This is a genomic window from Leeuwenhoekiella sp. H156, assembly GCF_052218455.1.
Lineage (GTDB): Bacteria > Bacteroidota > Bacteroidia > Flavobacteriales > Flavobacteriaceae > Leeuwenhoekiella > Leeuwenhoekiella parthenopeia.
This window is the reverse complement of record NZ_CP197499.1, coordinates 1240874-1264672: the sequence shown is the minus strand read 5'-3', so window position 1 is coordinate 1264672 and position 23799 is coordinate 1240874. Positions and strand designations below refer to the sequence as shown.

Below are 23799 nucleotides of genomic sequence, written 5' to 3'. Positions count from 1 at the left end.
AGCTATTTTTGCAGCATGAATCGAAAATTAAAAAACAGCGAACTCGAGCGCAAAACGGTTGCCGAGTTTAAGTCTTCGCGAAAAAGTCCGGTAGTGGTGGTTCTTGACAATATTCGAAGCCTCAATAATATAGGTTCGGTATTTAGAACCGCAGATGCCTTTTTGATCGAAGCCATTTACTTATGCGGTATTTGTGCACAGCCGCCGCATAAGGATATTTCTAAAACCGCTTTGGGAGCTACCGAATCTGTAGCGTGGAAGTATTTTAAAACCACGGCAGAGGCTGTAGCGGAACTCAAAGAGCAGGCTTATACTGTGATTTCGGTCGAGCAGGCTGAAGAAGCCGTTATGCTGAATGAATTTAAGATTGAGCCCGAAAAGCACTATGCTATTATTTTTGGTAATGAGGTAAAAGGTGTTGGGCAGGAGGTCGTAAATCAATCTGATTATGTCATTGAAATACCGCAATCAGGGACTAAACACTCACTCAATATCGCGGTAAGCGCAGGGATAGTGCTGTGGGATTTTTACGTTAACACCGTGCTGAAAGAATAGAGAATAGGTAAATTATTGTTAATAATCATAAAGCTTTGCTAAAGTTTCTTTAAAAACCGTGTAAGTCACAATTTTAAGCCTAAGATTTGCGTTACCAACTTAAATACCCGACTTATGAAAGCTAATGATTTTCACTATGCCTCCTACCAAAGAGGCAGCAAGGATGGCCGCAAGCTGGGCATTGCTGTGGGCGTGCTTATCGCAACTGCGGTAATGATCGTTTTATTGGCCATATTGTATTACAAATAGCAGCTAAATAAGTTGCTTCAGGACGCTGAGATAGTCCGCGCGATTTTTTACAAAATCAAGTTCAGAAATGTCAATGATTCTAACGTTGTTTTGAGCTTTGTTTTTTATCCAGTTTAGATAGCCCTGATTTATTTTGAGGAGGTAGTCTTCAGAGATGTTCTGTTCGTAATCTCTTCCTCTTTTTTTAATGTTTTCCAGAAGGCGTTCTGTGTTTTGGTACAGATACACATACAGATCTGGTTTTACCAGTTCTTTATACATGATCTGGTGCAGCTTTTTATAAAGTGCATACTCTTCTTCCCCAAGGGTTACCCGTGCAAAGATGAGTGACTTATAGCTGTCATAATCGGCGATCATAAAATCTTTAAACAAATCGTATTGGCCTATATCGTCAAGCAATTGCTGATAGCGGTCTGCTAGGAATGACATTTCGAGTGGAAATGCATAACGTGCCTGATCTTCATAGAATTTGGGTAAAAAGGGATTGTCTTTAAAGCGCTCCAGAATCAATTTGGCATTAAAATCCTGAGCAATCATCGTAGACAGTGTGGTTTTCCCTGCGCCGATATTTCCTTCTATGGTTATGTAATTAAAAGTATTTAGGCTGTAGTCATCCTGCGGATTTTTGAGCCTTCGGGATTGCTTCTCAGGGTGAGCGGGGTCTGGCGATGCTTTAAGCAAGTCTTCCATACTTTGGCCCAAAACAGGATGTTTCAGTTCTTTGTCTATGTCGCAAAGCGGAAGTAAAACAAAATTACGTAAATGCATTCGGGGATGCGGAAGAATCAGCGAGGGAGTATTGAGTTGCTGGTCTTCGTAAAAAATAAGATCAATATCTATACTGCGATCTGCGTAGCCCGAGTTTTTTTCGCGTTCGCGTCCCAATTCCTTTTCAATTTTAAGACAGGTGTTGATTACTTCTGCTGCTGTAAGGCGGGTTCCCAGATGAAGTGCGCAGTTGAGGTAATCTGCCCCATCATAGCCCCAGGATTGCGATTGGTAAACCGGTGAAATCTGTTTTATGCTGCCTATTTCCGCAAATAGAGCATCAACGGCTTTTTGAAGGTTTTCAAAGGGATCTCCCTGATTGCTTCCCAGCGATAAATAGATGTTTTGTAGTGAGTTAATAGGAATGGGTGCTTAATATATTTTAAGAGCAATTTAAGTAAAAGCCCTTTACATTCTGCTAATTTTGAACAGAACCAATACGCAAATACGAAGAGATTCATGCAAGAGACCTTAAACCAGCGCGATGCACTTGCAGCTTATCGAATCTATTTTATACTGGGAGCTTTATTTATTTGTTCTCTGGTAGTTTCTAACCTCATATTTCAAAAGTTTTTTTACTGGGATTTTTTCGGCCTGTATACCTTCGAAATATCTGTAGGCATCCTGCCTTATCCCATTACTTTTCTAATAACCGATCTCATAAGTGAAATCTACGGTCAGAAAAAGGCTAATCAGGTCGTGACAGCCGGGATTTTTGCTTCAGTCTTTTCGCTGCTTATCGTGTATACCTCTGCAATAGTGCCCGCAACCGAGTGGTCGCCTGTAGACAATGCGTTGTTTGATAAAGTTTTTGGTGCTACGGTTGTCGCTGTACTGGCTTCTATGATGGCTTATCTTTTTGCTCAGTACATTGACATACAGCTGTTTCACTTCTGGAAAAAGCTTACTAAAGGTAAGCACCTGTGGTTGCGAAATAATTTTTCAACCTTCTTCAGTCAATTTATCGATACGGCTACGGTATTACTCTTGTTGTGTAGCTTTGGTAAAATAGACTGGGCTCTTTTTGGGACATTGCTGCTTAGCGGTTTTCTGTTTAAAGTGCTGATAGCCGTTTGTGATACACCCTTTTTATATCTGGGTGTTTATTTATTCAGAAAGCGGTTTAAACTGGCGCCCGGTGAGGAGATAGGAAATGATATAAAATACCATCAGCAGATCGAAAACCTTTAAGGCAGAGCCTGGCAAAGGGAGTGTAGATCGTGCAATTTTAATTTAAAACTTATGAAAAAAATACTGAAAATAGTGGCCATTGTTTTGGGTGTGCTTATTATCGCTCTTATTGCCGCTCCGTTTTTGTTTAGAAGTCAGCTTGAAGACTTATTAAAACGGGCTATCAATCAAAACCTCAATGCGACGGTTGACTGGGAAGAGTTTGATCTCACTTTGTTTAGCAGTTTTCCCGATGCGACGGTGCAGGTAAAAAACTTTACGGTAATCAACAGGGAGCCTTTTGCAGGCGATACGCTGGCAGCGGGCGAGTTGCTTGAGCTGGAAATGGGCGTAAAGCAACTGTTTAAGACTTCAACCGATAAGCCTATTGCGGTAGATGCGATTGCGCTGGAGCGCGCTTTTATAAATATCAAAATCGACAGTCTGGGTAATGCAAATTATGATATTGCCAAAGAGAACCCTAATGCGGTTAATGATACCCTTTCAGATCAATCTGGGGCTTTTACTTTTGAAGTGCAGGAATATGCAATCACCAACTCGCGTATAAATTATCTCGACGAAAGCACAAAAACCTACCTGCGGCTTAGCGAAGTGAACCACGAGGGGAGTGGTGATTTTTCGGCTGATGTTTCTAATTTGAACACTACAACCAATGCTTTGGCGTCCTTCGATTTTGACGGCGTAAATTATTTAAACCAAAACAAGATCGCCTTAGATGCTGTGATCGAAATGAATTTGCCTCAGCAGCGTTACACGTTTAAAGAAAATGAAGCTTTGGTCAATCAGCTTCCTTTAGTATTTGAAGGCTGGGTGCAGGTAAATGAGAACAACAATGAACTTGACCTGTCGTTTAAAACCCCCTCAAGTGATTTTAAAAACTTCTTACAAGTCATTCCGGAGGTCTACGCAAAAAACCTGGATGGGGTTACTACTACCGGAGATTTTGTGGTAAATGGCCGTATTAATGGAATTGTTGATGAAGAACGTATCCCGATGCTTAATATTGAGATTCAGTCAAACAACGCCTCGTTTAAATATCCTAACCTGCCCAAAACCGTTCAGGACATCATCATCGACGCCCGCATTGTCAATGAGACCGGTAACGTTGACGATACCTATTTAGGCCTTAATAATCTTAATTTCAGAATAGATCAGGATGTTTTTAATGCTAAGGGAACCATTAAACGGCTCACCACAAATCCGCTTATAGACCTTGCTCTTAAAGGCAAACTCAATCTTGCCAATCTGGAACAGGCCTATCCGTTGGAATTGGAGCAGGATATTAATGGGTTACTCACTGTAGATATGACCACGTCTTTTGATATGGAAAGTGTAGATAAAGAGCAGTACCAAAACATCAAGAGCAACGGGACAGCCAGTCTGAAGGATTTTAGATATGTTTCTCCAGAGTTGCCCAATGCGCTTAATGTAGCCGAGGCTAACCTGAGTTTTAATCCCGGGACTATAAGCCTTCAGAATTTGGAAGCACAAACAGGTAAAACCGATCTCAAAGCTAAGGGTAGCATAGAAAACCTGATACCTTTTTTACTGTCTAAGCAGAAGCTTAAAGGCCGTTTTACGGTTAATTCAAACACCGTTGATCTGGCTGATTTCAGCGTGGTTGAAACATCTCCTGCAAACGCTGAAAAGCCTGCTGCAACAACCGCGGCTTCGGCACAGACGGCTATCAAAATCCCATCCTTTTTAGATGCAGGAATTGATTTTTCGGCGGGTAAAGTGATTTACGATAACATTACGCTTAGCAATGTTAAGGGAAATATATCGGTCGCTGATGAAACCGCCCGTTTGAATAACATTCAGTCAGATCTTTTTGGCGGAAGAATTGCACTTACCGGAAATGTAAGTACAAAAACTACAACCCCAACTTTTGGGATGGATTTGAGCCTGAACAGTGTAAATATCAGTGAATCTTTTGAAGGTTTAGAGATGTTTCAGCAACTGGCGCCTATAGCAAGGGCGCTTCAGGGCGCTTTGAATACTAACATAACCTTAAATGGAAACCTGAATGATGACCTGACCCCGGTTCTATCGAGTCTTGCAGGTAACGCTTTGGCGCAATTGCTAACGGTAGAAGTTGATCCGGATAAGATGAAACTGCTGCAAATGCTTGATACCAATCTCGAATTTATAAATCTCGACAGGCTTGATCTCAGCAATTTAAAAACACAATTCAGCTTTAAGGATGGTCTGGTGACCGTTAAGCCTTTCGATTTTAATATTAAAGGTATACGGGTTGGGGTGAGCGGTACCCATAGTTTAGAAAATACGATGAATTATACCTTAGATCTTGGAGTGCCCGGTACGTATCTGGGCTCAAAACTGGGAGGCGCCCTGGCTGGACTTAGCAATCAAAATCTGGAGCAATACACGGTAGATTTGCCTGTAAAACTCACCGGAACCTTTACAAACCCGCAGGTGGGGATTAACACTCAGCAAGCCGTATCCAGTCTTACGCAACAAATTGTTGCGACCCAAAAAGATAAATTGGGGCGGCAGGCCGAATCTAAAATCAAAGATGTTTTAGGCGGAGTATTGGGCGGTGCTGTAAAACCGGGAGACACAACCCGGAACACCGGTAAAACCACAACGCAAAGGGATTCGGTAATTCAAAATGCAACTTCCAAAGCGGTTAAAGACGTGCTGGGTGGTTTGTTTGGAAAAAAGAAAACAGCACAGGACACTACAAAATCAAACAATTAAGCCGCAAGGTTTTAGTTGAAGTAAAAAACGCTTCAGGTTTTATAGCCTGAAGCGTTTTTTTTAATAATCGATTACGATAAATTCTGAGCGTCTGTTGAGTTGATGTTCTTCTTCGGTACATTCGACGCCGTTAGAACATTCATTTTTAAGTTGTGTTTCACCGAAGCCCTGTCCGCTAATCCGTGAAGGATCAATCCCCCTGCTTACGATATAATTTGCAGTAGCTTTAGCCCGCTTATCTGAAAGAGTCAGGTTATAGGCATCGGGGCCACGACTGTCTGTATGTGCCCGTACTTCGACCACAAGAGTAGGGTTAGATTCCATCACAGCTAAAACCTTCACCAGTTCGAGAGCGGCATCAGGTCTGATGTTGAAGCGGTCAAAATCAAAATAAATAGGATTTAGTTTAAGCAATTTTGCCAGGTCATCACCAGGGTTGATGCGCGTTATGCGCGGCTCCAGATTGAGATCAACCGTTATGCTTTTATTTTCCATTGGAGAGGTGACCAGTTCTTCAGCAGAGTAATACTCAGGCTCCTCGGCTCTGATTAAGATTTCGGTATTGCACAGTGGGTTTAGCTCGTATTTGCCGTTTTTATCTACCTCGGTAGTTTGCAGAACATTGCCATCCAGATCAAGCGCACTCACTGTAGCTGTGGGGATTGGTAAAAGCGTCTGTGCATCACGAATGGTACCCACGATGCTTGTACGGCATTCAGGTATCGGTTTTATAGTGCGGGTGAATCTGAAAATATCATCGCCTCCCATACCAAAATAACGGTTGGTAGAAAAATACCCCACGTTATTAAACTCGTCTACGATAAAGGCAAAATCATCCTGCGGACTGTTTATGGGCTTTCCAAGGTTGATAATGTAAGCGATATCTCCGTTTTTACGGGTTGCTGCAACGTAAATGTCAAGTCCGCCAAGACCCGGTCTTCCGTCAGAAGAAAAGTATAAATTTCCTTTTTTACTGATATAGGGGAAGTTCTCACGACCTTCGGTATTTACTTTAGGACCCAGATTACGGGGTTCACTGTAGTTGTTGTCTCCCAAAATGTCAACCACCCAAAGGTCAGAAAATCCGGTAGTTCCGGGCATATCTGATGCGAAATAAAGCTTCTTGTTATCGGGGCTTAAGGCCGGGTGAGAAACCGAGTAATTGTCACTGTTGAAGGGTAGTTCTACAGGATCAGACCAGCTGTCGCCACGCTTTTCAGACCTGTAGACTTTAAGTCTAATAGTACCGTTTTTATCGGTACGCTTAACGCCCTGGGCATAGTTGTTTCGGGTAAAGTAAATGGTTCTTCCGTCACTGGTAAATGTGGGTGAAGACTCGTGATAGCGTGTATTGAGTTTTTCCGCAAATTTTTCGACCGTACCCAGATCTCCGGTTTCCACATCAATAGGAGCCTGGTAGAAATCTAAAAAAGGCTCGTTATTCCATTTATGTACATATTTTTTGGTAGTTCCGGTATCTCTGGATGATGCAAAAATGAGCTTGTTCTCATAGAACATAGGGCCAAAATCAGAATATCTGGAGTTGGTTCTTCGTAGATTTTCAACATCATAATCACTGTCTGAATAACTGATGTCCTCCAGATAATCGGGTTCTTCCTCAAAAAGCTCAGCGCGGCTGTCGCCTCCTTTTGCAATTCTGAAGGCCTCCATGATCTCGTCTGATTTACTGTAATTCTGTAATGCCTTTAGAGCCTGTGCATATCTGAATAAATGTTCGGGAGAGACGGCTTCAGGAAATTTGCTAACCAGTTTGCCGTACCATTGGGCACTTTCTTCGTATTTGGCATTGAAATAATAGGAATCGCCTAACTTTTGAAAAAGTTCGGGAGATTCATAGCCTTCGCCTGCAAGACGTAAATAAATCTTCTGTGCGTCTATAAAGGCGTAGCTTTCGAATTTTTTATCTGCTTTACTTAATTCTTTCTCTTGCGCACTAAGAGTATGTAATCCGCTGAAAATTAACAGCGTAATCAGCAGTATTTTGAAGTTGACCTGCATAGCATTTAAATAGATTCAATTTTAGATTTAGGGGCTGTAAATATCACGAAATTAATGGAATTAATGAGATTTTACACGTAAAAAACGTCTATATGTTAAGGGGGTTTTTCCTGTTTATCATTGTTTTAGACTGAAACAGGAAGACTTTAGAAGCTTTGAATGTAGCATTTAGTAATTTTGACCTAATTATTTAAACCTTTTGAATATTGAAACTTTCTGAGACAATTAAAAATCGCCGTTCTGTTTTTCCAAACCAATTTACGGGCCAAACTGTAAGCAAAGAGCAAATAATAGAGTTGCTCGAGGCTGCAAACTGGGCACCCAGTCATCGCCAGACCAATCCCTGGCGTTTTAAGGTTTTTCAAGATGAGTCTTTAGGGCTTTTTGCGGAAAAAATGAGCGCTGCCTATACCAGAACTACTCCAGAAAAGGCATACTCTGCTTTTAAACTGAAAAAAAGTGTTGAAAAAGTGATGAGCAGCGGTGCTGTAATCGCCATTTGTATGCAGCGTGATCTCAAAGATCGGGTGCCGGAATGGGAAGAGATCGCCGCAACGGCCATGGCAGTACAAAATATGTGGCTGATGACCGGCCAGTTAGGTCTGGGTGGGTATTGGAGTTCACCGGGCTACATCAGCGATATGAAAGAAGAATTGCAGTTGGCCGAAGGAGAACGCTGCCTTGGTTTTTTCTATTTAGGTGCCTACGATGCGCCGATGCCCGATGGGGACCGGGAACCGGTTGAAGAGAAAATCACCTGGTTTTAAAAGGATTATTGTTTTACAACCTCTCCGTTTTTCATCACAAAGCTTATCTCGTTAAGCGTATTGATGTCCTCCAGCGGGTTTGATTTAACAGCAATCAGATCTGCTTTAAAGCCCGGGGCTATTTGTCCTAAATCATTTTCAGCCTGCAACACCAGCGCGCTGATGGTGGTTGCACTTTGAATAGCTTCCAGCGGAGTCATCCCGGCCTCGACCATATAGCCAAATTCCTTAGCATTTTCCCCGTGAGGGAAAACTCCGGCATCGGTACCAAAGGCAATAGGGACTCCTTTTTTATAGGCCATCGCAAATGTTTTCTGAAGTTGCGGGCCTATTTCAAGAGCTTTTGGAACGATCACTTCCGGGTAATAGCCTTTTATGAGCGCTTTGTCTGCGACAAATTTACCTGCGCTTAACGTAGGGACATAATAGGTGTTGTATTTGATCATCAGGTCGGCCGTTTCTTCACTCATAAGGGTACCGTGCTCAATAGTTTTAACACCGGCTTTAATGGCGCGCTGCATACCTTCGTCACCGTGCGCATGCGCAGCAACCTGAAGACCATAATCTTTCCCGGTTTGTACTATGGTTTCAATTTCTTCTAGGGTAAACTGAGGGTTTTGCCCATTTTTAGCGACACTGAGTACCCCTCCGGTAGCCATAATTTTGATCCAGTCTGCTCCGTTTTTATAGCGTTGGCGCACAGCCTTGCGGGCATCGTCTGCATTATTAACCACGCCTTCCTTCGGGCCGGGATCACTCATCAGCTCTTTTTTATAGCCATTTGTAGGATCTGCATGGCCACCGGTAGTGCCTAGTGCTTTTTCGGCAGTAAAAATGCGCGGCCCAATCACTTTACCCATATTAATCGCGTTACGAAGCGAAACATTAACACCGCTGCCACCCAAATCTCTAACCGATGTAAAACCGGCCATTAAGGTCTTTTGTGCATAGAGCTGCGCATTGTAAGCCACATCGGCATCGTTAAGGGTAAAGGTTTCCAGATATTTTGTGGGGCTGGTTTCGCTTTCAATATGCACGTGCATATCGATAAGACCGGGCAAAAGTGTTTGATTCTGAAGATTTACAACTCTGCCCTCCCCAGACCTGTAACCGTCAAGTATTTGTACAATCGTATCTGCTGTTACTACAATCGTTTTTTCGCTCAGCATTTTACCGGATTTTACATCCAGAATGTTGCCGGCCTGAATGTAAGTGGTTTGTGCCAAAGCATTCAAGCAGACTAATAGAAGAGCTGAAAAAACAAGTACGTTGCGCATCATTTCAGATGTTAGGCATTGAGGTATTCGAGGATGCTGTCGCAGATGTATGCAATCTGATCATCGTCCAGTTCGGTATGCATCGGCAATGAAATAACTTCTTTTGCAAGCTGGTTGGTCACACTAAAATCGGCTTCATTATAACGCGGGTCTGTGTATGCCTTTTGCCTGTGCAGCGGTATGGGATAGTACACACCGCAAGGGATGTCTTTTGAATTCAGATGCTTTACAAGACCATCGCGGTCGCAATCCTTCAGTCTAAGGGTGTATTGATGAAAAACATGGCAATCACAGATCTCACAAATAAGCGGAGTTGTTATTTTGGCGTGATCCCTTAGCCTTTCGGTATATTTTCGCGCAGCTGCACGACGTTTGGTATTATAGGTATCCAGATGCGGCAATTTAGCCCGAAGCACTGCAGCTTGAATTGAATCTAATCGTGAGTTAACGCCTACCACATCATGATGGTAGCGCTCGTACATGCCGTGATTTACAATACCTCTAAGTGTATGGGCCAAATCATCGTCGTTTGTAAATATTGCCCCACCGTCGCCGTAGCATCCCAGATTTTTTGAGGGGAAGAACGAAGTGCTGCCTACGTGACCTATGGTTCCTGTTTTTACTTTTGAACCATCTCTGCGGGTGTAATTGGCGCCAATACCCTGAGCGTTATCTTCAATAACAAAAAGGTTGTGCTCGTTTGCAATTTCCATAATGGCGTCCATATCGGCAACCTGACCAAAAAGATGAACCGGTACAATAGCTTTTGTTTTGGGTGTGATCGCTCGTTTAATAGCTTCGACATCAATATTAAAACCGTAAGGATTCACATCAACGAGTACGGGTGTAAGTTGCAAAAGGGCAATAACCTCTACCGTGGCGGCAAACGTAAAGTCGGCCGTGATTACCTCGTCGCCGGGTTTAAGCCCCAGACCCATCATCGCAATCTGCAGCGCATCGGTACCGTTTGCGCAGGGGATGACGTGTTTCACATTTAAATACTCCTCAAGTTCTTTTTGAAAACCGTGAACCTCAGGGCCATTTATAAATGCGGTGGTATCAATAACTTCTTGAATAGAGCGGTTTACCTGCTCTTTTATGGGTTCGTACTGACCTTTAAGGTCAACCATTTGAATTTTTTTCATCGAGTCAAAATTTTGCCATCCCCTTTAAAAGCATAAGCTGATTCGGGCTGGTCTTGGTCAATAATTTAGAGGCCTTTTAGAGGCTGGTATAGATTTATTTGGTGCCGAAAAAATAGTATTCAGAATAGCAATTATGCCTGTAAGTAAGAAAATCTTCGGTTTACGAAAGTACGAAATCTGCACCCTATACCCAACGGCTTTTTTTGTGGAAATGGCTACTTTTACACCGGTATGCGACAGCTCTATTCTTTTTTTATACAGGTCTTTGAATGGCTTTTGCCGGTTTTGGGATTATTTAGTGCTAAGCTGAAGGAATTCAGGCAGGTGCGCCGGAATGTTTTTTATAAACTGAGGTCAGATCTTCCTGCCGATGATCAGGTGATATGGGTTCACGCCGCGTCCCTCGGGGAATATGAACAGGCGGTGCCCGTACTTGAGGGATTGCACGAAAACTATCCTGCAGCGAAGATCGTTCTTACCTTTTTCTCCCCATCGGGATATAGCGTGCGCAAAAACACTCCTTTGGCCGATGTGGTGACCTATCTGCCTCTGGATACGCTTGCAAATGCCCGGGAATTTGTAGGTCTCGTTAAGCCCATACTTGCGATTTTTGTCAAATATGAGTTTTGGCCTAATTACCTTCACGCCCTGCAAAGACAAAAGGTGCAAACGCTATTGATTTCAGGAGTTTTTAGAGAAAGTCAGCCGTTTTTCAAATGGTACGGCAGCTGGATGAAATCATCTTTAAGCGCATTTAACTATTTTTTTCTGCAAAATGAAGAATCGCTAAGGGCACTAAATAAGTTAGGTTATTCCAATGCCGCAGTGAGTGGAGACACGCGTTTTGACCGCGTCGCCCGCCAGCGCACCTACGATAACAGGCTTGATTTTATTGAGGAGTTCAGGCAGGATCAAGTGCTTCTGGTTTGCGGAAGTACCTGGCCTGAAGATGAAAAGCTGTTGATCGATTTTATTAACAATACCGCGGCTAAGGTCGTAGTCGCTCCACATAAAATTGAAGCAGAAAAAGTAGATCGTTTTATCAAACAACTTAAGCGTAAGACGCAGAAGTATTCCGGTTACGACAAAGACCAGCTGAGATCTGCAGGTGTTTTGGTATTGGACCATGTGGGGCTTTTGAGCAAAGTTTACTACTATGCAGATGTGGCCTATGTAGGCGGGGCTGCCGGTAACACAGGTCTGCATAATATACTCGAACCGGCAACCTTTGGTATTCCCATCGTTACCGGAATGCATATCGAAAAGTTTCAGGAGGCTCAGGATCTGCGGAAATTAGCAGGATTATTTACAGTGTCAAATCCTGACGAAGCAAATTCTGTTTTAAATAAACTAATAGCTGATAAAGCCTTCCGGGAACAAACCGGGATGATAGCCGGGCACTTTATATCGAGCCAAACCGGGGCAACCAAAACAATTTTAGATTATCTCAACTCTCAGACACTCACCGCCTGATTAAGATAGTTGCGAAAGGGCAGCATTTCTTTATAAACATCGATCACAATTTCTTCAAAATCGTCGCCTGTTACAATTTTCTGAGTAAGGTCATACTGTACGGCAAAGGACTTCATGCGCAATAATTCAATATACCTGTGTTCCTGAGAAAAACCCTTGGGGGCTGTTTTCAGACTGTCGCCGTCATCAATTAAACTGCCAAATTTCTCTTTAAACGAGGGTTTTTCAAGAATTTCAATAAACTCTTCTCCATTGTAATCGAGTGCTTGTCTTATACTATGCAGTAATTCATTCTTCGGTTTATAAAACCCGCCTGCTATAAAACTTTCTGAAGTGCCCAGATGAATGTAAAAATCCCCGTGATTGGGAGCCACATCAAGACCGGCACCAAAATGATCTTTATAGATGGGTTTATTAGGATGGTATAGTAAGTTATTATTGATGCGGTTTATGGCTTTCTTGCCCGTTGTAGGATGATAATCAGGGTCCACATCAGCAAGTTTCATATCCATTTGGTTCAGCCAGGCGATGTAAAAATCACGTACCTCGTGATAGTAGCTACGGTGTTCATCCATCCATTCTTTTGAATTGTTTTTCTGTAACTCCCGTAGAAAATCATACAATTTGTAAAAGCTCATTTTTGCTTTAAAAATACTGGGAATACCTCTGGAAAAGCCTTAAAACACTCGTATTTAACGCATTGTTAGGCTAGTTTTGGCAATCATTTATAATTGTTACAAACCAACACAATTAAAATCCTGCTACTTTTGAACATTGAATTAAACCTAATTAATTATGAAAAAGGCAATTTTATTCTTGACTTTAAGCCTTTCTGCTTTAGTAACTTTTTCATGTAGGGAAGCCGAAGAAAAGGAAAAAGAAACGGTTATAGTAAAAGAAGTTGAAGTTGAGAAACCCGCAGAACGTGAAGGCATTCTGGAGCGTACTGCCAAGAAAGTAGATGAGGAAGTCAATAAAGAAATTGATCAGGAAATCGATAACATCGGAGACGATAACAAATAATAAGATTATGAAACGTTATAGCTATTTAGCAGTAGTTCTTCTCGGTTTAACTTTGTCAGTAACATCCTGTCGCGAAAAAAGTGAAAAGGAAAAACTGATTGAAGAAATGAAAGAGGATGGGGCTAACATCAAAGAAAAATCAGACGACGGGGATTACAAACTCAAGATGGAAACTGATGACAAAGAGGTTAAAATCAAGGAGGATGCCGACGGCGAAACCAAAATAAAGATAGACAACTAGTCGCAATCATCATCACTTAGTACTAAAACCACCGGATTTCCGGTGGTTTTTTATGGGTATCGCAAGAAGGCTATACTGATGCTTGCCTTGAAATTAAAAAAGCATGCCCCGACGGGCTTCTATTAGTGGGTTATTGCAGGTTGCGCATTTGGTTTTTCAATTCTTCCATTCCCTGTTGTAATTCGCGCAACAAACTGCTTTCTGAAGGGGCATCAAGATTAAAGGTAAGTTTGCTGTTTACCTGCCACAATTCCTGAATATCACTCACCTGAACCTCGTAAGGCACGTATTCCTGATTAATTGAAATCAAAAGAACTTTTGAAGGATCGGGTAATTTCTGAAGTTTTTTAACTACAACGGCATCGGGCATGACCACCACATATACCTTGTTGGACGTTACCTCGTTCATGCTGGCAACGGCTTTGCCCAGCACCCAGTCATCAGGCATAAAATTTGGCAACATACTGTCTCCCTCAACCTGAAAACCGCGATAGGTGGCGTTTCGGTATTGCGGAAGCGGTAAATCAAAGGCCGGTAACTGCTGGTACCACTCCACATCCTGAACATTCTGCGGGTATCCGGCAGCAGCTTTTTGGTTAACCATAACCAGGTTTTCCTGATCTGCAGAGTCTACCGTTACCACTTTTGGGCTTACATCCCCTTTACCGGCGTGAATCAGCTTTTGATTACTGTAACCAAAAAGCCATAATGGATTTACATTGTACAGGCGCAACAACTCGGTTACTACCTGACCGGAAAGTTTTGTTCTTCCGCGCTCTATGTCTGCGGTAGAATTTTTAATGCCTAAAGCCTCGGCAAACTCGGTTTGCGTAAGGTTTTGTTCTTCCCGTATTTGTTTAAATCGGCGAATATCGCCGGTTACATCGTTGATTCCCATAACGTAAAAATAGTATTATTTGGAAAAAATCCTATTTAAAGTTAGGAAAAAATCCGTAATACGGAAAAATTCTTTATTTTCGTAAATATTCCGAATCGATTGCAGGCACAATGGTATTTGATTATTACAATGCCTGAAAGCCAAAACCTTAATCTGCCAGACTTTTAAATTATGAATTTTGAACGCCTTCGCGAAAAACTGAATATCCTTGCAGATGCTGCCAAATACGACGTGTCCTGTTCCAGCAGCGGCAGCAAGCGCACCAATACAAATAAAGGTCTGGGCGACAGTAGTGGAATGGGCATTTGCCACAGCTACACCGAAGATGGTCGCTGTATCTCACTGCTCAAAATTTTACTTACCAACCATTGTATTTTTGATTGCGCCTATTGCGTAAGCCGAAAGAGTAATGACATCAAACGTGCAGGATTTAAAATTCAGGAAGTTGTAGATCTTACCATCAATTTTTACCGGCGTAACTATATAGAGGGTTTGTTTTTGAGCAGCGGTATTTTTTCAAGTCCTGATTATACGATGGAACGGCTTATTGCGGTAGCCAAAAAACTGCGCCTCGAAGAAAATTTCAACGGGTATATTCACCTGAAATCCATACCCGGATGCAGTGATGAGTTGATGCAGGAGGCCGGTCTTTATGCAGACCGACTTTCCATAAATATAGAAATCCCTACGGTCTCCGGGCTTAAATTATTAGCTCCCGAGAAAGATCATAAGGATTTTATAAGACCTATGGAAACGGTAAAGAATAGCATTTCCATTTATCAGGCCGAGAAAAAACTATTCCGGAAAACACCGGTTTATGCTCCTGCGGGTCAAAGCACCCAGATGATTGTGGGGGCAACCGGGGAGAGTGACAAAGACATTATGTACAGTGCCGTGCATTATTACAGCACCTACAAGATGAAAAGGGTTTATTATTCGGGTTATGTTCCTGTTTTGGAAGATAACAGGCTACCGGCATTGGGAACCGAAGTGCCGATGCTTCGGGAAAACCGCTTGTATCAAACAGATTGGCTGTTGCGGTTCTACGGGTTTGATGTGCGCGAACTTTTAAATAAAGACCATCCCAATCTGGATGTGGATATAGACCCTAAACTCAGCTGGGCACTGCGCAACCTGCAGCATTTTCCGGTGGATGTTAACAAGGCAGATAAGCGCATGCTTGCCCGCATTCCGGGACTGGGGATGAAATCGGTTTATAAAATTATTAATGCACGCAGATACCGAAAGCTCAATTGGGAACATCTTAAGGCAATAGGTATTGCGATGAACCGGGCCAAGTATTTTATGGTGTGCGATTCTAAAGACTGGGAGCGCAGGGATCTCGAGCCGCAACGCATCAAAAGCATGATTTTACAAAGCAGTCAAAGCAAATATCAGAAAATGTATAACCAGCAATTGCAATTATTTTAAAGCAATTATGACCAGACTCATTTATGACGGAAGTTTTGAGGGTTTGTTAACCGCAATTTTTCAGGTGTATGAAGAGCGCCTGCAGGACGTTGCTATAATTCCTGTAAGCAGTTTGCAACCCGATTTTTTTAGTGAAGATCTTAGGGTGTATACCGACGCAAATAAGGCAGATCGCGTATGGCAGGGGCTAAGCTCTTTTAGTTTATTAAAACAGATGATTTATAAAGCCTATTTGAGAGAAGCGGCAGGAGCCGAAAAGAGTATTCTGGAAGCCGTGCGCTATGTGCTCAAAACCAAAAATGAAAAAGATTACGGGCATCCTGCAATTTTGCAATTGGCAAACTGGACTAAAGAGGTAGGCCGTGAGAAGCATCGCATGGAGGCTTTTGTGCGTTTTAAGCGGGCTAGAGATGATACCTATATCGCAGTCATAGAACCTGATTTCAATGTGTTGCCGCTTATTGCCAAACATTTTAAAAACAGATATGCAGATCAGGTTTTTGTGATTTATGATCTGAAGCGTGACTACGGCATCTTTTACGATCTTCACAAAACCGAATTTATAAGTCTTGATGCTGCCCGTCTAAATAATTTAAACGCGATCATCCACGAAGAAGAACGCGGCTATGATGCGATGTGGCAGGATTATTTTAAAAGTACCGGGATTAAAAGCAGGGTGAATAAGAAACTGCACCTAAGGCACGTTCCCAAACGCTATTGGAAATATTTAAATGAAAAAAATCCCGATTAAAGAGAAAAGAGTAATTTTAGTTTAAACAATAAACCATTATTATGAAACGTATTTTTTTAAGTTTTGCGATGCTTGCAATCCTGGCCACAACCTATTCGTGTAGAGAAACCACTCAGGAAAAAACCGAAGATGCGGTAGAAGCCATAGGAGAGGATATTGAGGATGCGGCCGAAGAAACAGGGGAAGCAATTAAGGAAGGAGCAGATGAACTCAACGATGAGATTCAGGGCAACGATGATATGTAATTAATATTAGAAAGCCTTTTTCAACGCAATTAAACCGTAAAAAAGCATCTTAAAATTCAATTTTAAGGTGCTTTTTAGTTTGGGTAATACTTCGGAATTTTGAAAAAATAAAATTCAACCCACTTATAATCATTAAATTAATTTATGTGTTGCACAATTTTTATCAAAAATATAATTCGTTAAAAAATTTAATAAAAATTAAGAATAAGCCTCATTAATTTATATACATTTGACAGCAATTAACGCTAATTAAATTTAATACGATTATGAAAAAATTTATGTTTAGTGCTTTCGCACTTTTACTAATGGTTTCTGTTTCTGCTTGTCGCGAAACAACTGAAGAAAAAGCTGAAGATGCAATGGAAAGCGCTGCTGACGACATGGGTGATGCTATGGATGATGCAGGTGATGCTGTTGAAGAAGCTGCTGAAGATACCGGAGATGCAATCGAAGAAGGTGCTCAGGAAGTAGAAGATGAAGTTGAAGGAAACGACGACAACATGTAATCTCTTCTTAGAGAAATATATTAAAAGCCCGGTTTTACCGGGCTTTTTTAGTTTTAAAATAGTGCTATTTAACCGCCATACACTCTGGCGTGTTACACCGAAGCGCTGCTGGTCTCTGCATTGCGATCTACTTTTTTGACCAGACCCTGCAACACTTTACCTGGGCCAACTTCTATAAATTGAGTAGCACCGTCCTTAAGCATATTTTCAACACTTTGAGTCCATTTTACCGGAGCGGTTAATTGGAATAAAAGGTTCTTTTTAATTTCAGCAGGATCGGTTACTGCAGTGGTGCTTACATTTTGATAAATAGGGCAGCTGGGTTCGCTAAATGTGGTTTTCTCAATTGCAGCAGCAAGTTCTTCACGCGCAGGCTCCATAAGAGGCGAGTGAAATGCACCGCCTACAGGAAGCAGAAGTGCGCGTTTTGCCCCACGCTCCTTGAGTCTTTCGCAGGCCTCTTCAACCGCTTTAATTTCTCCTGATATGATGAGCTGGCCGGGGCAATTGTAATTTGCAGCGACTACAACTCCGTCTACGTCGGCGCATACGGCTTCAACAAGTGCGTCCTCAAGACCTAAAATTGCTGCCATAGTCGAAGGTACGTGGTCACAGGCTTTTTGCATAGCCTGCGCTCTTTGGGCTACAAGTCGTAGACCGTCTTCAAAACCTAAAACCCCATTAGCAACAAGCGCCGAAATTTCACCAAGCGAATGCCCGGCAACCATTTGCGGAGTGGCTTCTGATCCCAATGCTTTAAAAAGAGCTACCGAATGTAAAAAAATAGCAGGCTGCGTAACTTTGGTTTCCTTAAGCTCATCGGCGGTGCCTTCAAACATAATTTTGGTAAGGTCAAAACCCAGAATTTCATTAGCTTTTTCAAACAATTCACGGGCTGTGGCAGAGGCTTCATAAACGTCTTTACCCATTCCTGTAAATTGTGCTCCCTGTCCGGGGAAAATATATGCTTTCATAATTTGATTTTTCTAGTTAATGCAAAAATACACATACCATTAGGTATTTAGAAATTTAAAAGCTTCTTCAAAATCCCTACATTTAAATCTGAAATCTGTATTATGAAATTTACACTGCTCATCTTTTTCCTCAGTTTTTCTCTGGCTGTTTGCGCACAAACAGAAAAGCCAGACGAATTGATGCTCTCTACCACTGCGCCCAAAGATACCTGGTATTATCAGGGTAAAAAGGCTGCGCTTAAGGAGGCAACAATGCAGTTAGAATACGCACTTACGCGCCCAGATTCGCTTAGCTATCTATTTGTAGTAGATGGCCAGTATTTGTCACTACAGAAGTTTAAAGATTATAAAACGAGTATTCTGCAGCAGCTGCTTAGCCTGCATTTTGTAAAATCTATAGACAGCCTTATGGGCTATCCTTCACCTGGAAATCGTACGCTGGTTTTAATCACAACGGAAGATTAGCAGCCTAAACTTGTAATGATCCGGTTTCTCCTAAATCTGTTTTTTCTCCCGTAACGGCTCCGTAGGCCATTTTTAAAAGGCTTACGAGTTTATTGGATTTTGAATCCCAATACTGAGCGCTGATGGGTCTAAATTTAATCGCAGTTAAATTAGGATCGTCTTTCCCATCAAACCAGGCGTCGTCACTTTTACCATACAATTCACCTAAAATAGTGCGATCACGCGTAATCTCAGCCTTACCGTACACGCTTAAAAATTCAAAATCTCCTGGCTTTGAGTAAAATAGCTGCGCTTTAGGGTCATTTTGAATATTTGCGTTGTGATCACTATTTGCGTTGCTCAAAAACCAAATGCTTCCGTCATCATCAACCCTCTTTGTAGACATGGGTATTGCATCAATGGGCTGGTTTTTAAGGTCTGTTGCCAAGAAGGCAAAGTCAATTGAGGTTGCGAGTTTTTTTAATTTCTTAAGGGCTTCGGTATTCTTTAAATTTTCGGTACTCATGATTTTTTCTTTTAAAGGTACAGCGAAGGCGTATTTGGAAACTTTAATTTGAAGCCAATTATTTCGGTCAAAAAACTAAAGTTTGTTAAGGCTACAAATACTGCTTAAGTATCGCTTTCGCGGAAGCATAATAAGGACCGCCAAAAAGATTTACGTGAACCAGAATGTAGTAAAGTTGCCAGAGTTTAATACGGCTTTCCCAATCTTGGGTTAATGGGTGGGAAGAATTATAAGCTTCAAAAGTAAGGGAAGAAAAACCGCCGAAGAGCTGCATCAGGGCTAAATCCATTTCCCGCGGGGCGTAGCAGGTAGCGGGATCAATGAGTGCGGGTTTACCCGCTTCGCTTACCATATAATTACCGGACCACAAATCGCCGTGAATTAGCGCAGCGGGTTCCCTTGGAATCAGGCTTTCGATGTTTTTGTAAAAAGGATCTAATTTCTCGAACGAATAGCCGCGTTCGCGGGCCATTTTAAACTGAGGTTCAAGACGTTGATTGATGTAAAACGAAACCGCATCGGGCTCCTCGGTGTTAGCTTGTGGTAAACTGCCTATATAATTATCTTTTACAAAGCCAAAGGCCGCCGTGTTGCGATGCATTGCAGCAAGCTGTTCGCCAAAGCTTTGGTCAAAGGTTTCGGCCTTGGGCGCAGCGTCTATATATTCGAGAATCAGAAAACTTTGATCTTCAAAAGTGCCGGTATGCAATACTTCGGGGATTCGAAAGGTTTTGGTTTTTGCAAGCTCTTCAAGCCCCAGTTTCTCCAACTCAAACATATTGGGGAAGGCTGTGGCATCATTTACTTTAACCACAAAACTTTTGGTAACCGTATCTATTTTGTAGACATCATTGATATCACCTCCTGTCAATGCTGCGGTGTTTGTGATGTTTTGGTCTAAATGGTCTGAAAGGTGTTTTTTAAGATTTTCGTTTAGCATAAGTGAGGTACGTAAATGCGTAGTCGTGCCGCTCATCGGTATCGTGAAACGCGCTTGAAACCAGTTCCCACTTGTCGGGATCAATTTCAGGAAAAAAAGCGTCTGCTTCAAAGCTGCCGTGAACACGGGTGAGTTCTATATGCGTTGCCGGTTCCAGGGCAAGTTTATAAATCTCTCCACCGCCAATTATCCAGATTTGCTCCTCTTTTTCAGCCATTTTGAGTGCTTCTTCCAGATTTTTGGCCACAAGAACGCCTTCAAATTTTGGCTGATAATTTTCTTGTCTGGTGATGACGATGTGGGTGCGATTGGGTAAGGGAGTTGGAAAAGACTCCAGTGTTTTTCTACCCATAATGATGTAATGATGGGAGGTAAGCTTTTTAAAGCGTTTGAAATCATCGGGCAAATGCCAGATCATTTGATTGTCTTTACCAAGGGCATTATTTTCGGCTGCTGCTGCAATAAGGGTAATCATAGGGGTTCAGGAATTAAAAGGTCGGTCTGTTGCAGAGGTAATGCCCGAGTTGCTTTTAGGAAGCGGATGATCGTTTTCTGCTTTTGTCTGAAGTTTGGCAATTTTGGCTTTTTGTTTGGCTACCAGTTTGTCTAATTGCTCATTTTCCCATTTTTTAGTCATAAAAGAATTGAGCAAAAACACATTTAAGGCGTGTATAAGAAACAGGAAGAACCAAATCAACACTGCCCATACAAACCAGTCTACCGAAGCCGGCCGGAATGCCGAACCAAAATCAAGAAACTTATTGAGAATGATAAAGAGCACACCGCCTGCCAGAAAAACAATAAAATGTCTGAAGAGGTTTTTTTTCTGTTTAACCCGTTTTTGCGCATACTCGATGAGTTCGCGCTGCTCCGGATCAATTTTGGAACTTTCCTGTTTTTTTGAGAACATAGTTATAGGGTAAATGTATTTGTATAAATAGATTTTGCAGATTAACAGCAAATTGTAAAGTAATGCGCTATCTGGGCTTTACCTTTACTGGAACTGGTTAAATTTACAAGAAATACTTATGCTTTTACCTTATGAAAAACCTAAAAAAGGAATTTCCTCTTACATCAAGTTACGTACATCTTAATACTGCCGGGTCTGGATTATTGTCCGAAACGGTTTTAGACTTCAGACAAAATCACGATCTTGACTATCTCGTGCTGGGTAGTATTTTGAAAGATGAGCAGGGGGCATTTATTGATAAGGTGCGCGAAGATGTTGCCCGTTTTTTTCACCATACCCCGCAATATACCTCGCTGCATCCCAGCTTTTCGATTGGTTTTAATGCCTTGCTGGAAGCATTTGACGCCAACACCCGTTTTTTGCTGCTTGATGTAGATTACCCATCTATAAACTGGGCGGTAGAGCAGCGTGGTTTTGATATCCAGTATGCGCGAATTGATGAATGGCTCGAAGATAATATTGAGCAGGCCGTTATAAAACACAAACCCGATGTACTTTGCCTGAGTCTGATTCAATATTTGAATGGAATACGCATTGATTTTGAATTTCTGAAGCAATTAAAGGAGAATAACCCCGGCCTGCTGATTATTGCAGACGGTACCCAATATGTGGGGATAGAAGATTTTGATTTTGGCCAAAGCGGAATAGACATCCTTGGGGCCAGCGCTTATAAATGGTTGAATGCCGGTTATGGGAATGCTTTTTTCCTCTTTAAACCCGCAGTAGAAGAACGCCTGAAGCCCAAAAATCTGGGTTTTGGCTCAGATAGAGGTAAGTATAAGTCTGAAGATTTTAATTTAATAAGCCGAATGGAGCCCGGTCATCTGGACACCTTAAATATGGGTAGCCTACAGGCGGCACTAGGTTTGGTAAGGAAAATAGGTTTTGCTTCGATCACCGATCAAATTCAAAAATTACAGCAGTTTGCATTTGAAGCTTTCGCAGAACGCAATTTGCTTAGTGACGAAGTGCTCAAGCGAAAAATTCACGGGCCTTTTTACACGATTAAAGGCGATGAGAAAACTTTCGAAAAGCTTCGGGCTAATGATGTCATCTGCTCTTTGCGCGGATCGGGAATTCGGGTTAGTTTCCATTATTTTAATACAGAATCAGACATACAGAAGCTTTTGAAGTTAATTTAGCATTATCGATAAGGTTTTGAGCGTTAATATATTATGGATTTATTTTTCAAAAACGATTTCGTAATCAGGAATATAAGATAGTTATCCGCTCTGACTGAGATATTCGAAAAAATGAGCATAAATACCTGATTTTTTGGGTTTTATGCGATTTCAGTTTTAAATTTGAACCAACTTAAATGAATTTGTTATGCCAATTACGAAACAATTTTTAAAATCGAAACCCGAGTGTAAAGTTACTTTTACCGTGCTTGATGCTGATGCAAATGCAGTGGCTGTTGCCGGTGATTTTAACGACTGGGAAAAGACTGAACTTAAAAAACTAAAAAACGGTTCTTTTAAAGGACAACTCAATATACCTGTTGATGCTACTTACGAATTTCGTTATTCTGTAGATGGAGAATGGGTAAATGAGCCTGAAGCAGACGGCTATAAGTTTAATGAATTTGCCGGAGCCGAAAACAGTCTTTTGACGCTTTAGCAGAAAGTGTTGTACACCTCAAAAGCCGTCAAAACCATTAGGTCCTGACGGCTTTTTTAGTTACCGCTTTTTTAAAAGGAGTTCTGTGTTTTAAAGTTTTTTAAACACGTAGTCTGTAAAATAGCGTTTTGAATCTTCAAATTGTTGAATAACCCGAAGACCAGATTGGCGTGCAAGCCAGTCAACAATGTGGTCGTCATACTTTTGGGATATTTCGGTATGAATGCTTTCCCAGGGCGATAGGTTAATCTCGAGGTTCAACTTATTCAGATTTACTTTTTGGGCTTTGGTGCTAACCAAAAAGCTCTTTGTTGTACCCGTCTCGGGATCGTAAGTGGGCCAGTGTTTAAAGGCTTCGCAATCAAAATTAGCGTCTAGGCTTTTATTGATGCGTTTCAGTACATTTTTATTAAATGCTTCGGTCACACCCTGACTGTCATTATAGGCATTTAGAATAACCGTGGGATCTTTTTTCCGATCAAAGCCCATAAACAGCAAGTCATCTGCCGTCATGCATTTTTGAATGTCTGAAAGGAAACTCACGGCGTGCTCGTGATTGAGATTACCTATGTTAGAACCCAAAACCATTATTACGGTCTTCTTTTGGCCAGATCGCTTGCACAGCTTTTCTAAAACCTCAAAGTAAGTTCCCTGTTGGGTTACAACCTGTAAATCCGGTAAGCTTATCTGTAAATCCTGTTCCAGATTGTCTAAAGCATTTTGACTGATGTCAATAGGCTTGTAGGTTACGGGAATGTTTTTGGCTACGAGATGGTTTAGTAAAACCTTTGTTTTTTTACCGTCACCGGCGCCCAGTTCTACCAGTTCAAAGCCATCTTTTCCTGAAAATAAAGAAGCAATTTCGTTAGTATGAGTATCTAAAATTTCATACTCACAACCGGTAAGGTAATATTCCGGAAGATGCATGATTTGCTGAAAAAGATGATCTCCTTCCTTATCGTAGAACCATTTGGAAGAAATGTATTTCGGGAAGGCAGTAAGGCCCTCGTAAATTTCCTTATGAAAGGTAGTGTCGAACTGCTGTCCGGTTTTTTTCGTCTTCAT

The 23799-nt window shown here is 41.7% G+C and carries 27 protein-coding genes; 15 read left to right on the top strand and 12 right to left on the bottom strand.

Annotated elements, in window-relative coordinates; translation table 11 throughout:
- Positions 1 to 15: 15 nt before the first annotated feature.
- Together ACSSS3_RS05375 and ACSSS3_RS05370 are read left to right on the top strand one after the other, a co-directional pair.
- Complete coding sequence (locus tag ACSSS3_RS05375) at positions 16 to 555, top strand: RNA methyltransferase (protein ID WP_442846712.1); 540 nt, start codon at positions 16 to 18, stop codon at positions 553 to 555.
- Positions 556 to 669: 114 nt separating this feature from the next.
- Positions 670 to 804: a hypothetical protein gene (locus ACSSS3_RS05370; RefSeq protein WP_262908928.1), complete on the top strand. Its 135-nt coding sequence runs from the start codon at positions 670 to 672 to the stop codon at positions 802 to 804.
- Positions 805 to 807: 3 nt separating this feature from the next.
- Here ACSSS3_RS05370 and folK read toward each other — a convergent pair whose 3' ends face one another.
- The gene (gene folK / locus ACSSS3_RS05365) at positions 808 to 1902 is read right to left on the bottom strand and encodes a 2-amino-4-hydroxy-6-hydroxymethyldihydropteridine diphosphokinase (RefSeq protein WP_442847404.1); all 1095 of its coding nucleotides are present in this window, start codon (positions 1900 to 1902) and stop codon (positions 808 to 810) included.
- 129 nt (positions 1903 to 2031) lie between these two features.
- Here folK and ACSSS3_RS05360 point away from each other — a divergent pair, with 129 nt between their 5' ends.
- Both ACSSS3_RS05360 and ACSSS3_RS05355 read left to right on the top strand, forming a co-directional pair.
- Positions 2032 to 2763 (top strand): queuosine precursor transporter, encoded by a 732-nt coding sequence (locus ACSSS3_RS05360; RefSeq protein WP_442846711.1) that lies wholly within the window; start codon positions 2032 to 2034, stop codon positions 2761 to 2763.
- A 51-nt stretch (positions 2764 to 2814) separates the two neighbouring features.
- The gene (locus ACSSS3_RS05355) at positions 2815 to 5484 is read left to right on the top strand and encodes an AsmA family protein (RefSeq protein WP_442846710.1); all 2670 of its coding nucleotides are present in this window, start codon (positions 2815 to 2817) and stop codon (positions 5482 to 5484) included.
- A 60-nt stretch (positions 5485 to 5544) separates the two neighbouring features.
- On the opposite strand, the gene ACSSS3_RS05350 is transcribed toward ACSSS3_RS05355, so the two are convergent.
- The gene (locus ACSSS3_RS05350; protein ID WP_228229075.1) at positions 5545 to 7503 is read right to left on the bottom strand and encodes an OmpA family protein; all 1959 of its coding nucleotides are present in this window, start codon (positions 7501 to 7503) and stop codon (positions 5545 to 5547) included.
- Between the two features lie 206 nt (positions 7504 to 7709).
- Between ACSSS3_RS05350 and ACSSS3_RS05345 the strand changes: the two genes are divergently transcribed.
- Complete coding sequence (locus ACSSS3_RS05345) at positions 7710 to 8270, top strand: nitroreductase family protein (protein ID WP_442846709.1); 561 nt, start codon at positions 7710 to 7712, stop codon at positions 8268 to 8270.
- Between the two features lie 5 nt (positions 8271 to 8275).
- Here ACSSS3_RS05345 and ACSSS3_RS05340 read toward each other — a convergent pair whose 3' ends face one another.
- Together ACSSS3_RS05340 and ACSSS3_RS05335 are read right to left on the bottom strand one after the other, a co-directional pair.
- Positions 8276 to 9547, bottom strand: a complete 1272-nt coding sequence (locus ACSSS3_RS05340) for an amidohydrolase family protein (protein WP_442847403.1) — start codon at positions 9545 to 9547, stop codon at positions 8276 to 8278.
- Between the two features lie 11 nt (positions 9548 to 9558).
- Complete coding sequence (locus ACSSS3_RS05335) at positions 9559 to 10692, bottom strand: DegT/DnrJ/EryC1/StrS family aminotransferase (protein WP_442846708.1); 1134 nt, start codon at positions 10690 to 10692, stop codon at positions 9559 to 9561.
- Positions 10693 to 10923: 231 nt separating this feature from the next.
- On the opposite strand from ACSSS3_RS05335, the gene ACSSS3_RS05330 reads away from it, so the two are divergent.
- Positions 10924 to 12165 carry a 3-deoxy-D-manno-octulosonic acid transferase gene (locus tag ACSSS3_RS05330; RefSeq protein WP_442846707.1) on the top strand — a complete coding sequence of 414 codons (1242 nt, stop codon included), beginning with the start codon at positions 10924 to 10926 and terminating at the stop codon, positions 12163 to 12165.
- On the opposite strand, the gene ACSSS3_RS05325 is transcribed toward ACSSS3_RS05330, so the two are convergent.
- Positions 12147 to 12803, bottom strand: coding sequence for a DUF2461 domain-containing protein (locus ACSSS3_RS05325; RefSeq protein ID WP_442846706.1), 657 nt, complete (start codon positions 12801 to 12803; stop codon positions 12147 to 12149). The two genes, ACSSS3_RS05330 and ACSSS3_RS05325, sit on opposite strands and share 19 nt — an antisense overlap.
- Before the next feature lie 157 nt (positions 12804 to 12960).
- On the opposite strand from ACSSS3_RS05325, the gene ACSSS3_RS05320 reads away from it, so the two are divergent.
- Both ACSSS3_RS05320 and ACSSS3_RS05315 read left to right on the top strand, forming a co-directional pair.
- The gene (locus ACSSS3_RS05320; RefSeq protein WP_228229070.1) at positions 12961 to 13188 is read left to right on the top strand and encodes a hypothetical protein; all 228 of its coding nucleotides are present in this window, start codon (positions 12961 to 12963) and stop codon (positions 13186 to 13188) included.
- 7 nt (positions 13189 to 13195) lie between these two features.
- Complete coding sequence (locus ACSSS3_RS05315) at positions 13196 to 13429, top strand: hypothetical protein (protein WP_442846705.1); 234 nt, start codon at positions 13196 to 13198, stop codon at positions 13427 to 13429.
- A 130-nt stretch (positions 13430 to 13559) separates the two neighbouring features.
- Here the strand turns inward: ACSSS3_RS05315 and ACSSS3_RS05310 are convergent, their stop codons facing one another.
- Complete coding sequence (locus ACSSS3_RS05310) at positions 13560 to 14327, bottom strand: LexA family transcriptional regulator (protein ID WP_442846704.1); 768 nt, start codon at positions 14325 to 14327, stop codon at positions 13560 to 13562.
- A 171-nt stretch (positions 14328 to 14498) separates the two neighbouring features.
- Here ACSSS3_RS05310 and ACSSS3_RS05305 point away from each other — a divergent pair, with 171 nt between their 5' ends.
- The 4 genes from ACSSS3_RS05305 (at position 14499) to ACSSS3_RS05290 (ending at position 17260) form a co-directional block, all read left to right on the top strand.
- On the top strand, positions 14499 to 15758 hold the full coding sequence (locus ACSSS3_RS05305) for a putative DNA modification/repair radical SAM protein (RefSeq protein WP_442846703.1): 1260 nt from the start codon (positions 14499 to 14501) through the stop codon (positions 15756 to 15758).
- Positions 15759 to 15765: 7 nt separating this feature from the next.
- Positions 15766 to 16509 carry a TIGR03915 family putative DNA repair protein gene (locus tag ACSSS3_RS05300; protein ID WP_442846702.1) on the top strand — a complete coding sequence of 248 codons (744 nt, stop codon included), beginning with the start codon at positions 15766 to 15768 and terminating at the stop codon, positions 16507 to 16509.
- 41 nt (positions 16510 to 16550) lie between these two features.
- Positions 16551 to 16754 (top strand): hypothetical protein, encoded by a 204-nt coding sequence (locus ACSSS3_RS05295; RefSeq protein WP_228229065.1) that lies wholly within the window; start codon positions 16551 to 16553, stop codon positions 16752 to 16754.
- 278 nt (positions 16755 to 17032) lie between these two features.
- Positions 17033 to 17260 (top strand): hypothetical protein, encoded by a 228-nt coding sequence (locus ACSSS3_RS05290; protein ID WP_350355195.1) that lies wholly within the window; start codon positions 17033 to 17035, stop codon positions 17258 to 17260.
- Positions 17261 to 17352: 92 nt separating this feature from the next.
- Here ACSSS3_RS05290 and fabD read toward each other — a convergent pair whose 3' ends face one another.
- Complete coding sequence (gene fabD, locus ACSSS3_RS05285) at positions 17353 to 18234, bottom strand: ACP S-malonyltransferase (RefSeq protein WP_442846701.1); 882 nt, start codon at positions 18232 to 18234, stop codon at positions 17353 to 17355.
- 102 nt (positions 18235 to 18336) lie between these two features.
- On the opposite strand from fabD, the gene ACSSS3_RS05280 reads away from it, so the two are divergent.
- A complete protein-coding gene (locus ACSSS3_RS05280) occupies positions 18337 to 18699 on the top strand; it encodes a hypothetical protein (protein WP_442846700.1) in 363 nt (120 codons plus the stop codon).
- Between the two features lie 4 nt (positions 18700 to 18703).
- On the opposite strand, the gene ACSSS3_RS05275 is transcribed toward ACSSS3_RS05280, so the two are convergent.
- From ACSSS3_RS05275 to ACSSS3_RS05260, 4 genes are all read right to left on the bottom strand, one after another.
- Positions 18704 to 19204, bottom strand: a complete 501-nt coding sequence (locus ACSSS3_RS05275) for a pyridoxamine 5'-phosphate oxidase family protein (protein WP_442846699.1) — start codon at positions 19202 to 19204, stop codon at positions 18704 to 18706.
- A gap of 91 nt (positions 19205 to 19295) precedes the next feature.
- Entirely contained in the window at positions 19296 to 20144 is an 849-nt protein-coding gene (locus ACSSS3_RS05270; RefSeq protein ID WP_442846698.1) for a fructosamine kinase family protein, read from the bottom strand.
- Positions 20125 to 20619, bottom strand: a complete 495-nt coding sequence (locus ACSSS3_RS05265; RefSeq protein WP_442846697.1) for a dihydrofolate reductase — start codon at positions 20617 to 20619, stop codon at positions 20125 to 20127. The genes ACSSS3_RS05270 and ACSSS3_RS05265 overlap by 20 nt, the downstream gene beginning before the upstream one ends.
- Before the next feature lie 6 nt (positions 20620 to 20625).
- Positions 20626 to 21054 carry a 2TM domain-containing protein gene (locus ACSSS3_RS05260; protein ID WP_442846696.1) on the bottom strand — a complete coding sequence of 143 codons (429 nt, stop codon included), beginning with the start codon at positions 21052 to 21054 and terminating at the stop codon, positions 20626 to 20628.
- Positions 21055 to 21185: 131 nt separating this feature from the next.
- Between ACSSS3_RS05260 and ACSSS3_RS05255 the strand changes: the two genes are divergently transcribed.
- The gene (locus ACSSS3_RS05255; protein WP_442846695.1) at positions 21186 to 22256 is read left to right on the top strand and encodes an aminotransferase class V-fold PLP-dependent enzyme; all 1071 of its coding nucleotides are present in this window, start codon (positions 21186 to 21188) and stop codon (positions 22254 to 22256) included.
- Between the two features lie 187 nt (positions 22257 to 22443).
- A complete protein-coding gene (locus ACSSS3_RS05250) occupies positions 22444 to 22734 on the top strand; it encodes an isoamylase early set domain-containing protein (RefSeq protein WP_228229056.1) in 291 nt (96 codons plus the stop codon).
- Between the two features lie 90 nt (positions 22735 to 22824).
- On the opposite strand, the gene ACSSS3_RS05245 is transcribed toward ACSSS3_RS05250, so the two are convergent.
- Positions 22825 to 23799, bottom strand: coding sequence for an L-histidine N(alpha)-methyltransferase (locus ACSSS3_RS05245; RefSeq protein ID WP_442846694.1), 975 nt, complete (start codon positions 23797 to 23799; stop codon positions 22825 to 22827).